Annotated in this window: 11 protein-coding genes; 5 read left to right on the forward strand and 6 right to left on the reverse strand. The window is 56.6% G+C overall.

The window, feature by feature from the left end:
- Window positions 1-16: 16 nt before the first annotated feature.
- The 5 genes from JUK32_RS16580 to JUK32_RS16600 form a co-directional block, all read right to left on the reverse strand.
- Window positions 17-634, reverse strand: coding sequence for a TetR/AcrR family transcriptional regulator (locus JUK32_RS16580; RefSeq protein WP_204139976.1), 618 nt, complete (start codon window positions 632-634; stop codon window positions 17-19).
- A gap of 287 nt (window positions 635-921) precedes the next feature.
- A complete protein-coding gene (locus tag JUK32_RS16585; RefSeq protein WP_204139977.1) occupies window positions 922-2610 on the reverse strand; it encodes an ABC transporter substrate-binding protein in 1689 nt (562 codons plus the stop codon).
- A gap of 73 nt (window positions 2611-2683) precedes the next feature.
- Window positions 2684-3166 (reverse strand): ABA4-like family protein, encoded by a 483-nt coding sequence (locus JUK32_RS16590; RefSeq protein ID WP_204139978.1) that lies wholly within the window; start codon window positions 3164-3166, stop codon window positions 2684-2686.
- A 208-nt stretch (window positions 3167-3374) separates the two neighbouring features.
- Window positions 3375-4313: a GTPase Era gene (gene era / locus JUK32_RS16595; RefSeq protein WP_204139979.1), complete on the reverse strand. Its 939-nt coding sequence runs from the start codon at window positions 4311-4313 to the stop codon at window positions 3375-3377.
- Between the two features lie 4 nt (window positions 4314-4317).
- Window positions 4318-4752, reverse strand: coding sequence for a secondary thiamine-phosphate synthase enzyme YjbQ (locus JUK32_RS16600; RefSeq protein ID WP_204139980.1), 435 nt, complete (start codon window positions 4750-4752; stop codon window positions 4318-4320).
- Between the two features lie 253 nt (window positions 4753-5005).
- Here JUK32_RS16600 and JUK32_RS16605 point away from each other — a divergent pair, with 253 nt between their 5' ends.
- From JUK32_RS16605 to JUK32_RS16615, 3 genes are all read left to right on the forward strand, one after another.
- Window positions 5006-6112, forward strand: a complete 1107-nt coding sequence (locus JUK32_RS16605) for a pentapeptide repeat-containing protein (RefSeq protein WP_204139981.1) — start codon at window positions 5006-5008, stop codon at window positions 6110-6112.
- Between the two features lie 235 nt (window positions 6113-6347).
- Window positions 6348-7952, forward strand: coding sequence for an AAA-like domain-containing protein (locus tag JUK32_RS16610; protein WP_204139982.1), 1605 nt, complete (start codon window positions 6348-6350; stop codon window positions 7950-7952).
- Window positions 7953-7968: 16 nt separating this feature from the next.
- The gene (locus tag JUK32_RS16615; protein ID WP_204139983.1) at window positions 7969-11517 is read left to right on the forward strand and encodes an AAA-like domain-containing protein; all 3549 of its coding nucleotides are present in this window, start codon (window positions 7969-7971) and stop codon (window positions 11515-11517) included.
- Window positions 11518-11583: 66 nt separating this feature from the next.
- On the opposite strand, the gene JUK32_RS16620 is transcribed toward JUK32_RS16615, so the two are convergent.
- A complete protein-coding gene (locus JUK32_RS16620; RefSeq protein ID WP_204139984.1) occupies window positions 11584-12111 on the reverse strand; it encodes a prepilin-type N-terminal cleavage/methylation domain-containing protein in 528 nt (175 codons plus the stop codon).
- 451 nt (window positions 12112-12562) lie between these two features.
- Between JUK32_RS16620 and JUK32_RS16625 the strand changes: the two genes are divergently transcribed.
- Both JUK32_RS16625 and JUK32_RS16630 read left to right on the forward strand, forming a co-directional pair.
- Complete coding sequence (locus JUK32_RS16625) at window positions 12563-13327, forward strand: MBL fold metallo-hydrolase (protein ID WP_204139985.1); 765 nt, start codon at window positions 12563-12565, stop codon at window positions 13325-13327.
- Window positions 13328-13534: 207 nt separating this feature from the next.
- Complete coding sequence (locus JUK32_RS16630) at window positions 13535-14842, forward strand: aminopeptidase P N-terminal domain-containing protein (RefSeq protein WP_204140047.1); 1308 nt, start codon at window positions 13535-13537, stop codon at window positions 14840-14842.
- Window positions 14843-14846: the final 4 nt, after the last annotated feature.

A 14846-nucleotide genomic window follows, 5' to 3' on the forward strand; every position in this document is an offset into this window, starting at 1 on the left:
GGGCGATCGCCCCGATTTAGACGGAGGCTCTGGCCTCGGATAGCGCCGAGTTCAGCATCAATTTCGCCATGGCCTCAATATAGTTTTCTTTGCTGAGGGGCATGATGTCGTGCCCTTGCAAAATATATTGGGTCAGGCACATGTAAACGGCAGACCCGAGAATGATTTGGGCGATCGCTTGGGAGTCGGCAAAGCCAAATTCGGGATGCTGCTCTAGGTAATCTTGCATCTGTTGCAAACCGGGCCGCACCAGATAGGTCACAAAGGTGCGCGCCAGTTCGGGAAAGCGCCCCGACTCGCCAATGACGAGCCGTACAAAGTCTTGATAGTCGTGATCATCCGCGATCGTGTTGACCATGGAAGCCAGCAACCGGGGCAACGACTCTTCCGGTGGCCCACTTAAGATTTCCGCATTGAATTTGATTTGAAACCGTTCCCGCGCGATCTTTTGCACCAGCGCTCGAAACAAGCCTTCTTTATCTTGAAAATGGTTGTATACCGTGGGCTTGGAGACGCCAGCGGTGGCGGCTACGCGATCCATACTCGTGCCCGCATACCCATGCGCCAAGAACTCCTGGAGCGCCCCGTTCAAAATTTGGGTCGCTTTATCGGTCTTATTCACAGTAACGGTCATGGTTGAGCAAGCATCTGGTAATTGGCGGTGAGAACAACTTGCCTCGCGATCGCGAACAGGTTGACTTCATCCATACACGATAGCGAACCTTGGTATCGTCAGTTGTTGTTTATTCACACAAGCGCTCACTGCTGAAGCCAGGAAAAACCCATCTAGTCCATCCGGACTTATTGGCCCATTCGCCTGACGTCGCCGCAGCGACAGCGTCAAAGCGGTGACGACGGCTTTGGCATAGTATGTGACCCGAGAGAGCATTGGCGATCGTGCGATCGCCAATGCCCCCAGCATTAACTGCCTTTGCTAATTTGCCACATCAAGAATTGTTGAGTCGGCTGAATCGCGACCCCCTCAATCCCGTCGTGGGCAAAGACGTAATCTTTGTTTTGCCAAAGCGGAATGTAGGGCACGTCTTCTTGCAACAGCGCTTGGATATCTTGAATGATGGCGTCGCGAGCTGCCGGGTCTTGCTCCGACTGCTGGGCGCTCACCAGTTCGTTGGCTCGCTCACTGTAGTAAAACGAGCCATTGCTCTGGCTGGCCCCGGCTTCACAAAGCGTGGCTTCGGAACCCTGGTCACAACTCAGGAAAGGCTGCACAAAGGTATCCACGTCGTAGTAATCGGGATACCAATTGGCCAGCACGGAGGGATACACGCCCTTATCGACGTTGCCCCATAGAGTCGCACTTTCGGCGGTTTGTACCGTCACAGTAATGAGCCCCGGCAACCCCGTTTCAAAGGATTCTTTCAGGGTGTTGGCCACGACGCTACGGGTGGTCGAAGCGGACGGATACCAAATCTCAAAGTTGAAGGGATTCTCTTCCGAAAATCCCGCTTCCCGCAGGAGCTGCTCCGCCAGTTCAAAGTCGCCGTCGCCGTAGGCTTCTTGCAGTACGGGCTCGTACACGTCGAAGCTGGTGGGGATCAGGCTGTAGAGCGGTTCGGCCTGGCCTTGAAACACGCGCTCGTTCACCAGGTTGCGATCGATCATGGCGGCGATCGCCTGACGCACTCGCACATCGTCCAATGGCGCAATTTTCTGGTTCAGGCTCATGTAGTTAACGACGGTAGTGCCCGCTTCCACTACCTGCCAGTTGCCTTCCTCAGCGGTGCGTTCCAGATCGGCAATCTGCTCGGGGTCCAGGGTCTGATACGCAACATCAATGCCTTTGGTTTTGAAGGTGTTGTACAGGTTGGCCGGACTGCTGAAAATCTGAATATCGATGCCGCCGTTCGCAGGCTTTTCGCCCCAGTAGTCTTCATTCACGTCCAGCTTGATGGAATCGCTGTTGAACGCGGCCAGCTTGTAAGGGCCAGTGCCGATGAAGTTATCCGGGATAAAGCTGCCTTCCGCAATTTCGTAGGTGTCGGATGGGACCGGTGTCACCCCCCAAAACGTCAGCAGGGCGGTGAAGGCGGAGAAGGGAGAGTTGAGGGTAAGGGTGATTTCGTAGTCGCCCGTGGCTTCTACCGAGGCAATGCGCTCCGCCAACAGAAAGGCGGGTCGGCCCCCATTCTGCATAAAGCGCTCCAGCGAAAAGACCATGGCTTCGGCGTCAAAGGGAGTGCCATCGTGAAACACCACGCCCTCCCGCAGGGGAATGACGTAGGTCAGGCCATCGTCGCTGATGGTGGGCATGTCTGCCGCTAGCTGGGGAATGAGTTCAGTGCTACCGGGTTCGTAGGCGTAGAGCTGATCGCCCAAGTTGTGCAGCAAAATGCCGGGGAAGATTTCGTAGGAGTCGGCGGGGTCTAAAGTCCGCACCGTGAGCGTGGTGCCGATGGAAATGCGATCGCTCCCCGCACCGTCAGCAGATTCAGCTGGAGCCTCGGTCTCCGGCGTGGGACTGCCGGTACAAGCCACCACAAAGGCAAAACACACGCTCAGCAAGGTGACGAAGCGCAACCGCGATCGCCACTGCCGCCGCGACCAAGCCCGACTGAATTGCCGCCAACGCGACCGGATCAAAGACACCATAGGTCAACCCCAACCTTCACGAATCTAAATGTGCTTTATTAACCCCTGTCTTGGAGCCGCTGTCAATCAACCCTTATCCCGCCGAGGGTTCTGCGGCTGGGCTGTCATCCGCTGATGGGAAGAAGCGCTGGGTAATGGCGGCGGTGAAAAAGTGAATTAACAGACCAAAGGGGCCAGCAAACAAGCAGAAAGCCAGGGAATGGCGGGTGAAGATACCGTTTTCTTGCCCTTGCAGGTAAATCCACCGCCCCACAAACAAATCCATCACCAAAAAATGTACCCAGCCCAGCGCCATCACGTGGCTGTTGGCAAATAGGCCGGCCAAGCTAGTGAGTTCCAACTGCGGATCCGAAAAGGCTTCGAGGATGCCGCCGTCCAGCGTCACGAATAGATAAACGTAGAGACTCGCCAGGGCGGCAAACGGAATATACGACGCCATGAGGCGGCGGGTCAGTGACCAGTTGGGCAGCAGCACCATCAGCGCCCAAAAGGGCAGCACAAAGAGATTGGCTACTTGAAAGATATTTTCGAGGTCCGTCGGTGTGGGGATGAGCATGGCGATCGCGCATAAAGTACGCCTTCCACTGTAGAAAAATTCTGCCCCAATGAGCACTCATTCCCCAGTGGCGGGCAGGCGAGGACGCCTACCCAATAATAGGTAGCGATCAGTCGAGGAGGCAGACGAGTACGGCTACCCAATAAGAGTCAGGAACCTAGACAAGATAACCCCTGCCACCCTCACACCCTCATACCTTGCCACCCGGTCAATCTTCCCGCTGATAGCCCAGCTCTGCCAACCGCGTCCGCGACTGTCGCCACTTCGGTTGCACTTTGACGAAAATCTCCAGGTACACCTTGCCCATGATGACCTTTTGCATTTGCTCGCGGGCACCGGAGCCGATCGCCTTCATCATGCTGCCTTTTTTGCCAATGAGAATGCCCTTTTGAGAATCCCGCTCGACGTGCACTGTGGCGAGAATGCGGGTGATTTTCTCGTCCTCCTCGACCCGCTCGATGGCGACCGCGACGGAGTGCGGCACCTCTTCGCGGGTGTGGTAGAGGACTTGTTCGCGAATCAACTCGCCCATGATGAACCGTTCGGGCTGGTCGGTAACCAGATCGGGCGGATAGTAATAGGGGCCAGTTTCCAGGTTTTGGATGAGCTGCGTTTGCAAGTCCGGCACCTGATCGCCCGTCACCGCCGAGAACTCTAACAGCGGCCAGCCCTGTTCATCGGCGATCGCCCGATAGCTGTTCGCGATCGCCTCGGCGTCGTCGTCGTCGCGCAGGTCAATTTTGTTCATGCCCAGATACACAGGCGTGTCCTGCTGGGCTAACAGTTCGGCGATGAAGCGATCGCCCCGCCCCGCGGGCACCGACCCATCGACGACGAAGAGCACGAGATCCACCGACGCGATCGCCATCCGCGCATTATGCACCAGCACTTTGCCCAGTTCGTGGTGGGGTTTGTGAATCCCCGGCGTATCGACAAAGATAATTTGCGCGGTCGCCGTCGTCAGAATGCCCCGCAGTCGGTTGCGTGTCGTTTGCGCCACAGGAGACGTGATCGCCACTTTTTGGCCGATCAGGTAATTCATCAGGGTCGATTTGCCCACATTCGGACGACCGACGATGCCCACAAAGCCAGAGCGAAAGCCATCGGGAGCAGCGGGAATGGTCGAGAAACCAAGACTATCCACCATGGGCTTAGCTCCCCACCAGGTGAACAACGACTTCCCGGTGATGCCCGCGATCGCGATGCTCCCACAAATAAATCCCCTGCCAGGTGCCCAACGCCAAGCGGCCATTCACAATGGGGATCGTTTCCGACGTGCTGGTCAGCACTGACCGAATGTGGGCTGGCATATCGTCGGGGCCTTCTGCACTATGGACGTAGTGATTACCATTAGGCACCAATTTAGCGAGAAAATTTTCGAGATCGACCAGCACATCGGGGTCGGCATTCTCTTGAATGATGAGACTCGCCGAAGTGTGGCGAATGAAGACCGTACAGAGACCGCTCTGAATGCCCGACTCGCTGACGACGCCCTGCACTTGCTGGGTAAAGCGCTGTAAAGATTTTCCCCGAGTCGAAAGATCGAGTACCTTTTGATAATGATGCGTGATGGCAGTAGCAGGCATATTGCTCGGATGAGAGGGACAGTAACCATGAATCATTTATGTTAGCTGACAACCTGAGGCGATCGCGCTAACAATGATTCAGGGAGCATCTCCTTAAGCAGGGCCAGATTATCAACGGCTTGCTTGCCAAGCGGTTTACCAAAAGTTGATGTAAAACTTAATCTCGCTTGGGCAGACTATAGAGAACCGCCAGAGAACTGCCTCCAGCCCGTTTGACCGACGGCGGAAATTCCGTAACCAGCGGTATAACCCTGTGCCCCAATCTTTATCCGTCCCTGATTTATCGTTATTTCATGCCTCGACGCAGGTTCCCCAACCGGCGTCGATCAAGCGTTTGGCTAGTGGGGTGGAAGCTTGGAATGAATGGCGATCGCGCACGGCTCAGATGCTGGCCGCCCAAGGGGCTCAAGGGGCTCAAGGGCGCATCAATCTGCGTGAAGCCGTGCTGAAAAATGCGCAACTGCGAGACATCAATCTCTCCAAAGTTGACTGCTGCATGGCCGACTTGCGAAAGGCGGATTTAAGTCACGCCGATCTGCGAGAAACGCTGTTCTATACCGCGAATCTGAGCTATGCCAATCTGAGCTATGCCAACCTCAGCGGTGCTGACCTGCGGGAAGCTTCGCTCCACGATGCCAGACTCCAGGGGGCGACGCTGAATTCGGCGAATCTGACTCATGCTGACCTCACCCGCAGCGTGTTGCGCGAGGCTCAATTTCGTCAAGCTGATTTGCGTCATGCTTCGTTGAACCAAGCCGATGCCTGTATGGTGCAATTTTCTGAAGCGGATCTGGCCTGGGCTGACCTCAGCAGTGCCGCCCTTTACACGGCTGACTTAAGTCGATGTAACTTATCTAGCGCCACCCTCAATCAAGCCGATTTGCGCGAGGCCAACTTTGCCATGGCGACGCTGCAAGATGCCCTGATGCATGAAGTGGACTTGAGGGCCGCCATTTGTAGCGCCGCCAATATGATTGGAGCCGCCCTGCACGGGGCCAATCTCACCATTGCCAACCTCAGCCTGACCAATCTCTGCATGGCTAACCTGAGTCGCGCCTGTTTGGAAGGCACCACCTTGATCGGGGCCAATCTGATCGGGGCGAATTTGCACCAGGCCAAGCTGGCTCGGGCCAATTGCGAGAATGCTGACTTACGCGAAGCCATCATGCGCAAGGCCGATTTGCAGGGGGCAAATTTTCGGTTTGCCGACCTGAAAATGGCGAACTTATCGGAGACTAACCTCCAAGGGGCCAACCTCACGGGGGCTGACTTGTCCCAAGCGAACGTTTGGCAAGCCAACCTGAAAGATGCTTGTTTAATCGACGCTGTGATGCCCGATGGCAACCTGTATTCGGCCTAAGGCCGCTGGTTACGGTGGCCGGGAGCGGTATGTCGATCCCTCATGCCGAACCCGATGGGGGTAATAATGTCGTCATTTTCTAGGTTGCACCGCTGCTCTGGTGCCTCATTACAAGTGTTTCATTGCATTGGTGTTTGGAGCGTCGTTGGGTGATTTCTGGCAAATTTAAGTGCATATTAGAGTTGAGCACGCACTTGAGTGCGTAATCGGCTCCCTGTTTGCGGTGAAGCAATCTGTGCATCAACCCATTACTTTTTTGGAAGCAGGTCCCACTGGCCCTTTGGGTATTGACTCTGCCTTTTATATCGAGCGGCCGCCGGTCGAGGCGTTTGCCTATAACGCGATCGCTCGTCCAGGCAGCCTGTTGCGTATCAAAGCGCCCAAGCAAATGGGCAAAAGCTCTTTGCTGATGCGGGTGATGGAGCAAGCCCAGCAGCAGGGCCATCAAACCTGCAAGATTGACTTTTTGCAAGCGGAAAAGGCTTGTTTTGACAGCTTGGACACGCTGCTGCGCTGGTTTTGTCGCTTGACGGCACGCCAACTCGGCCTTGCCCCTGACCTGGATGACTGGTGGGATGAAGCGATTGGCAGCAAGGTGAGCTGCACGATCTATTTTGAAAATCACCTGCTGCGACAACTCGACGCACCGTTGGTGTTGGTGATCAACGAAGTCAACCGGGTGTTTGAGTATGAAGAGGTGGCGGGTGACTTTCTCTCGCTGCTGCGGTTTTGGCATGAGCAAGCCCAGCGATCGCCCCTATGGCAAAACCTGCGGTTGGTCCTGGCCTACTGCACCGAAGTGTATGTGCCGCTCAAGTTGGAGCAGTCGCCATTTAACGTCGGCCAGCAGTTAAAGTTGCCCCCGTTCACTACCGTCCAGGTGCAAGAACTGGCCGAGCGTTATCAGGTGCCCCAGCAGTTGGGCGAAGCTTATGTGCCATTTACTGATGAGCTGATGGCGCTGGTGGGCGGCCATCCGTATCTGACCCATACCTTACTGGCGCAACTGCCTGGTACGGCTGAAAACCCGAAAACGCTGTTAGAGCAGGCAATGCAGCCGACAGGAATCTGGGGAGAATACCTGCGGCGCTGTTATGCGTCCATCCGGCAGCAACCGGACTTAATTGACGCGCTACAGCAATTAGCCAACGCCCCCAATGGGCTCAAACTGCCACTACATCTGGCTTATCAGCTTGAGAGTGTGGGCATTATTCAATACAACGGCGATCGCTACCAGGTGTCTTGTGCGTTGTTCCAGCGATATCTGGCTGCCGAGTTGGCCGAGGTGGAGACTGCTGCCCCCGTTCAACTACACCAAGAAAATCAACGCCTCAAGCAACTGGCAAATACGGATGCGTTGACGCAAATTCCCAATCGCCGCGCCTTTGACCTGCGGCTACAGATCGCTTGGCAGCGACTGAGCCAAACGACGGAACCCCTCACCCTGATGATGTGCGACATTGACCATTTCAAAACCTATAACGACACTTATGGGCATCTGGCGGGCGATCAATGTCTGCGTCAGGTAGCCCACATTCTGCGCACGAACACGAGAACCGCGCCAGATTTTGTCGCCCGCTTTGGAGGCGAAGAGTTTGCCGTTATTTTGCCTAATACCGATTTGCTCGCGGCGGAAAAACGGGCCGAAATTCTGCGATCGCAGATCAGCACGCAAACGGCCCGAGGTGACATGCCGCGAGTCACCGTCAGTATCGGCGTTGCGGTGGCATTCTCAGCGACTAATCAAACCCCTAACCAGTTCATAGAAGTGGCCGATCGCGTGCTGTACGAGTCCAAGCGGTTAGGGCGCGATCGCGTCACCGTGATCTCGCTCTTGTAGTTTTCTGGGGATGGCCGTGGCTTCCTTTGCAACCCAGTTTGCCGAATCGCCCGAGATGCCCTATCAGGTGGGGGGCAGTTTGCGACCCGCCCTGCCCAGTTATGTCTCGCGGCAGGCCGATACCCAGTTGACCGCAGCTTTGCAGGCGGCAGAATTTTGCTACGTGCTCAACAGCCGCCAAATGGGCAAATCTTCGCTACTGGTGCAAACCCTGCGCAAGTTAGAACTTGCGGGTTGTCGGTGTGCCACGGTGGATATTACGAGTTTGGGCAGCCAAGAGGTGACGGCGGGCCAGTGGTATCGGGGGCTGGTGGCCGACCTTTGGCGCGGCTTAGGGCTCTTTAGTCAGGGACATTACAAAAAATGGTGGCAAGATCAGGGTGAGTTGCCCCCGGTGCAAAAGCTCCAGCGCTTTTTTGAGGAAGTCTTGCTGGAACAATATCCCGCAGATGTGTTTGTGATTTTGATCGACGAAATCGACAACATTTTGGGTTTAGAGTTTTCGCTGGATGATTTCTTTGCGCTGATTCGCTATTGCTACAACCAGCGGGCAGTCAACCCAGCCTATCGACGCCTCACCTTTGGCATTTTTGGCGTGGCCACCCCCAGTGATTTGATTCGCGATCGCCAGCGCACCCCCTTCAACATTGGTCAGGCCATTTCCCTCAATGGCTTTCAGAGCCATGAGTGCCAGCCGTTGCTGATTGGGCTAGGCGACACGATCGCCCAAGCCCCCGTCGTTTTAAAGGAAATTCTTTACTGGACGGGGGGACAGCCATTTCTCACCCACAAGCTCTGTGCGCTGATTTGGCAACTCGCCCACGGGCAAGGCACGCCAATTCTGGTATCCGCAGGCAAAGAGGCCGCTTGGGTGAAGCAGTTTGTGCGCGATCGCATTTTGCATCAGTGGGAAGCCCAAGACGAACCGGAACATTTGCGGACGATTCGCGATCGCCTGTTGCGGCATCCCCAACGCACAGGCCGCCTCTTGGGACTCTATCAGCAGATCCTCCATCAGGGGCAGATTCCTGCCGATGACACCGAGGAGGCGATCGAGCTGCAACTCGCCGGGTTAGTGCACAAGGTGGGCAATACCTTGCAAGTCAAAAACCCGATTTATCAGGCGGTGTTTAACGAAAGTTGGACGGCTTATCACCTAGCGCATTTGCGCCCTTACTCCCAGGCCTTGACGGCTTGGCTCGGCTCTGACCGCCAGGACCCCTCGCGTTTGTTGCGGGGGCAAGCTCTGCAAGATGCCCAGCAGTGGTCGCAAGATAAGCGCCTCAGCGACGAAGATTATCAGTTTTTGGCGGAATCGGCGGAGCGCGATCGCCACGAAGTCCAAATGGCGCTGGAAGCTGACCGGAGTCAGGCGATCGCCGCCCAACTGCACCAGTCACGGCGCAATGTGCGGTTGCAACGGTGGCTATTGGGAGCCATCACTACCGGGTTCTTGCTCTCCACAGGGCTCGGGTTTGCCGCTTTTGTCGAGTCACAACGGGCCAGCCAAAATGAACAAATTGCCCGCCAAAGTGAAATCAGAGCCTTGTTGGCGTCCGCCCAAGGATGGTTTGATTCGCAACAGCGGCTGGATGCGGTGTTGCAGGTGCTACGGGCGCAACGTCAACTCACCGCCCTCAAGCAGCCCGATCCCGAGTTAGCGCAGGCCATCGATGACACGCTGCACACCATCATCTTGGGCCTGAATGAGCAGAATCGGTTGGCCGGACACGAGGGGGAAGTGCGCGCGGTGGCCTACAGTCCCCAGGGCGATCGCATCGCGTCGGCCAGCCTCGATGGCACGGTGATACTGTGGACGACTGATGGCACCCGATTGCAAACCTTAAGCAGTAATGACGGAGGGGTGCGGGCGATCGCCTTTAGCCCCGATGGGCAAGTGTTGGCGGCGGGCAGCCCAGGCACTATTCGGTTGTGGGATGTGCCGACCGGGGAACCGCTCATGGCCATCCCGGCCCATCAGGGACTGATCACCACCCTCGGGTTTAGTCCCGACGGGTCACAAATTGCTTCTGGCAGCACCGACAAAACGGTTAAGGTCTGGCAGCGAGATGGCACGCTATTGCATACCCTCACCGGGCATCGCGCCATGGTGCGCGGCTTAGCGTTCAGTCCCGATGGTCAGCAATTGGCCTCTGGCAGCGCCGATGCCACCATCAAACTTTGGCACCTCGCAGATGGCCGCCTGCGCCAAACCGTGACCGGCCATGCGGCCACCGTGACCGATGTGCAGTTTTCGCTTGATGGTCAGCGATTGGCCTCTAGCAGTACCGATAAAACTCTAAAACTTTGGAATCTAGCCGGAGAGCTGCTGAACACCTTTGCCGGTCACCAAGCGCCCGTAACAGACTTGGACTTTAGCCCGGATGGTCAGCAACTAGTTTCTACTAGCGAAGATAATGAACTGCGGTTTTGGCCGCTCAATGGCGAGCCAGTGCAGACTTATCCCGGTATGGTAGAAGCGGGGCGATCGCTGGACTTCAGTCCCGATGGGCAAACCTTGGTATCGTCAGGCCGCATTGATGACCCCGCTCCGATTGTGTGGCAGCTAGAATCGCCGCTGTACAGCGTGGTGGGCAATCACTCGGCAGCGGTCATTGCGATCGCGGTCAGTCCCGACGGCCAGACTATCGCGTCTGCGGGTACCGATGGCCTGGTCAAACTCTGGCAGCCCGACGGCACGCTGCTCAAAACCTTTCCGGGCCATCGCGCCCCCATCATTTATCTTGCCTTTAGTCCCGATGGCACCCAATTCGCCACCTCCAGCTTCGACGGCACTGTGCGCCTCTGGCGACCCGACGGCACCCCCATGCGCACCATTACCAGCAATGCTCGCCTTTCTGGGCGGGTGGCCTTTCATCCCACCGCCCTAGAATTTGCGATCAGTAGCGAGGATCAGGCCGTACGTCGCCTGCAACTGGATGGCACTCAATTATCGGCGATACCCACGCAGAGCCGACTCACCAGCAGTGTCGCGTGGCATCCTCAGGGCACGCAGTTAGCCATTGGTGATGGAGAGACAATCCGCTTAATGGCGATGGCGGCAGGCAGCCTCAGCCTTGATTTGTCAGGCCACGAAAGCCGCATCAACGATCTTGACTTTCGGGCCGATGGTCGCGTTCTCGCCTCCGCTAGTGACGATCGCACCGTCCGCCTATGGGATGTCGCCACGGGTGAAACGACGCAGGTGCTCACAGGCCATACCGACCTCATTTGGGATGCGACCTTTGCCCCCGAGTCGTCCCTCGCAGTGCTCAATGATCTCTACCTAGCGACTGGCAGCGCCGATAACACCATCAAATTGTGGAGCCCTGACGGCACCCTCCACACCACCCTCGATCGCCACACCGCCAAAGTGCTCCGTCTCGCCTTTAGTCCCGATGGGCAATACCTCTTTTCGGCCAGCAACGATAACACCGTCATCCGTTGGGACTTGCCCGCCATCATGACCCTCGACCCAGTGGATTATGCCTGTCAATGGGTCGCCGACTATTTGCAAACCAACGCCGACCTCAGTGAAGGCGATCGGCAGCTCTGCGATTTCTAGGGGCGCTCGTGCGCATAAGCTGATCGCAATCGGCGTCAGTCTCTGACCTCACCCAACGCACGACCTTCAAAAACATTCAAAGCCAAAGCGGTTGCGAGCCGACAATTCCTCGCCCTTCGAGGTGCGGCCCAACAGATTATTGATTAACACGCACTTCTTTTGGGCAATGTCCGCCCGATCTTCCACGGTGATAATGCTTTGGGCCTCCACCATCCCCTTGAAGTCAAAGGTCAGGATGTAAACCTGCTCCTGATGGGACTCTATAGTGTTGTCCCAATCGACCGTAATTTTGGGGTCAAAGGTTTGCCAGGTGGAAATGTTATCCACCGCCGTCGTTTGGGGATGGATCGCCCATGCCACTTGATCATCTTGCTCACGCACCGTGAATTGCCAAGTGCGGCGCTGGGCGATCGCTTGCGTTTGGGCCTGCTGAATACCTTGATAAATCTCGTCCTGGGCGGCTTCAACTTGGCGGTTTGCCAAATATTGGAGCCAGGAGGGGGCCGCGATCGCGGCCAAAATTCCTACCATCACCACTATGACCAAAATTTCTAGCAGCGTAAAGCCAGCCTGTTGATAACGGGAGCGTCTCACCCTGTTGCACCTCTTGACGCCTGCTAGTCGGTATCCTTTAGGTTACCCAGGTCTCGTTACTAATCGTTACATGAGAAGGTGATCCAGGCACAATCGCCGTTGCTCACTGGGCACAAATCCCGTGACCTGTCGTCATGACAAGGCAGCCAACAGTGGTTATACCTATTTCTTGGTCATTGGACGGTTTCTCTGGCCCTGGACTTTACAGACAGAGGGCATCAAGTCCTCTTGACCTAAAGGGGGCGGCGATCTCGGGAGACCCTTGATGCATGGCGCGATTGTGCCAACTCGGGATGCAACCTGAGATGACCTAGCGGTTGCCGCCCAGGGGCCGCTGGCAATCAGGGACTAAAATGAGCCCCGCGACGAAGATTGCCGCAAAACGATAGGATAATGACGCTGAATGGCAGGAACATCAGCCCTCATTGTGGATGTGGAGTGTAGGGAAACAATGCAACGACGACGGTTTGTACGGCAATTCGGCATGGGCTTTGCGACGGCGCTCGGGTTGGGCCTGACCTCAACTTGGCGATCGGCCCAGGCGCAGAGTTCTGGGGTGACGGTGCGGTCTTTGGGGCACACCAGCTTTTTGTTTGAGGGCAACGGTCGTCGCATTTTGACTAATCCCTTTCGTTCCATCGGTTGCACAGCGGGTTACCCTTCACCCGCTGTGGCCTCTGATGTGGTGTTGATTAGCAGCCGCTTATTTGACGAAGGGGGCCTGTTGGAAGGGCTCCCCGGTAATCCGCCGATTCTCTCGGAGCAGGGTGAATACGAATTGCCCCCGATCCGGATGAAGTCGGTGGAAGTGGATCACGATCGCGAAGGTGGACGCCGCTTTGGCAAAAACCTGATCTGGCGCTGGGAGCAAGGGGGACTCACCTTTGTGCATATGGGCGGAGCCGCTGCCCCGGTCTCCGTGGAAGCGCAGATTCAGCTGGGTCGCCCGGATGTGATGCTGGTGCCTGTGGGCGGTGGCCCCAAAGCCTATGACGCCGAGGAAGCGGTGGCGGCCATTCGTGCCCTCAACCCGCGCATCGTCATTCCCACCCACTACCGCACCGCTGCGGCTGACGACGAAGCCTGTGATATTGCTGGACTCCAGCCGTTTTTAGATTTGATGAGCGGCACCCCCACGCGGCAAGCGGGCAGCACAGTTTCCCTCTCCACAGGGAGTTTGCCGAGTAGCGGCATGGTGATTCAGATCATGGGTTAACCGTTTAACGGCGGCGTGCCCCCATCGACATGGCTGAGCTGAGCACTGCCAAGCGGAGTTGCAGGCGTTATGGTGGTTAACCAAAGGCGGTTGACCCTCGTGTCGCTATGGGGCAACAGCAGCCTGTCGTCACCGGGAACGGTGGCCTGGCGATCCCTTGGTCGCTATCCCGTCGACCTCTACACTTTGTTTACTCAGATTTTCACTATGCAGTCGGTTTATCAGCAGCGTCGTCAAACGCTTATGTCACGCCTGGGCAAGGGCACCGCAATTTTTGCGAGTGCGCCGCTGGCGGTGATGCACAACGATGTCGAGTACAACTTTCGGCAAGACAGCGATTTTTATTACCTCACCGGATTTGATGAACCGGGAGCGGTGGCCGTGTTTGCCCCGCACCATGAGGAACATCGCTTTGTGCTATTTGTGCGGCCCAAGGACAAGGACAAGGAGATTTGGTCAGGCCGACGGCTGGGCGTCGATGCCGCGAAGGAAGTTTTAGGAGCCGACGCGGTTTTTCCGCTCAGTGAACTAGATGAAAAACTACCGGAGTATTTGAAGGGAGGCGATCGCCTCTATTATCACTTCGGCCATGATGAAGCGCTGAACGACAAGCTGCTGAAACACTGGCGGCGACTGCTCGCCAGCTACGTGAAGCGAGGCACTGGGCCAGTCGCCATTGAGGACGGCAAGCTGCTGCTGCAAACCCAACGCCGGGTCAAAGGGCCAGAGGAAATTGAGTTGATGCGCAAGGCGATCGCCGTTTCCGTCAAGGCCCACAATTATGCCCGCGAGATCGCCCAGCCCGGTCGCTATGAGTACGAAATTCAGGCTGAGATGGAGCACCTGTTCAAACTCGCAGGGGGCGATCCGGCCTACCCTTCCATCGTGGCGTCGGGCGATAACGCCTGCATTTTGCACTATGTGGAAAATAACCGACAGATGCAGGCCGGTGACCTGCTGCTGATCGATGCGGGGGGCTGCATCGACTACTACAACGCTGACATTACGCGCACCTTTCCCGTGTCGGGTAAATTTAGCGACGAGCAGCGCATTCTCTACGAATTGGTGCTGGAGGCGCAGCTCAAGGCGATCGCTGAAGTCAAGCCGGGTAATCCGTTCAACGCCTTCCACGATGCTGCCGTGCGCACCATTACCGCAGGGCTGGTTGAGCTGGGGCTCCTCGTCGGCGATATCGACACCCTGATCGAAGAGAAAAAGCACAAAGCCTTTTTCATGCACGGCACGGGCCATTTCTTAGGTCTGGATGTGCACGATACGGGCGTCTTGCGGAATCCCGATAAAACCTGGAAACCCTTTGAAGTCGGTAATGTCGTCACGGTGGAGCCCGGCATTTACGTAACGCCTGACTACGAACCGGTAGAAGGTCAGCCCCAGGTGGACGATCGCTGGCGGGGTATCGGCATTCGCATCGAAGACGACGTGTTGGTGACCGACACGGGATGCGAAGTCCTCACGGCTGGAGTGCCCAAATCCGTCGCCGATATGGAAAGTTAACGGT

The sequence above is a fragment of the Halomicronema sp. CCY15110 genome, from assembly GCF_016888165.1.
Taxonomy (GTDB): Bacteria; Cyanobacteriota; Cyanobacteriia; order Phormidesmidales; family Phormidesmidaceae; genus Halomicronema.

Coding starts and splice junctions, on each gene's coding strand:
- JUK32_RS16580 (WP_204139976.1), bottom strand. CDS start 634: ATGACCGTTACTGTGAATAAGACCGATAAAGCGACCCAAATTTTGAAC.
- JUK32_RS16585 (WP_204139977.1), bottom strand. CDS start 2,610: ATGGTGTCTTTGATCCGGTCGCGTTGGCGGCAATTCAGTCGGGCTTGG.
- JUK32_RS16590 (WP_204139978.1), bottom strand. CDS start 3,166: ATGCTCATCCCCACACCGACGGACCTCGAAAATATCTTTCAAGTAGCC.
- era (WP_204139979.1), bottom strand. CDS start 4,313: ATGGTGGATAGTCTTGGTTTCTCGACCATTCCCGCTGCTCCCGATGGC.
- JUK32_RS16600 (WP_204139980.1), bottom strand. CDS start 4,752: ATGCCTGCTACTGCCATCACGCATCATTATCAAAAGGTACTCGATCTT.
- JUK32_RS16625 (WP_204139985.1), top strand. CDS start 12,563: ATGCAACGACGACGGTTTGTACGGCAATTCGGCATGGGCTTTGCGACG.
- JUK32_RS16630 (WP_204140047.1), top strand. CDS start 13,535: ATGCAGTCGGTTTATCAGCAGCGTCGTCAAACGCTTATGTCACGCCTG.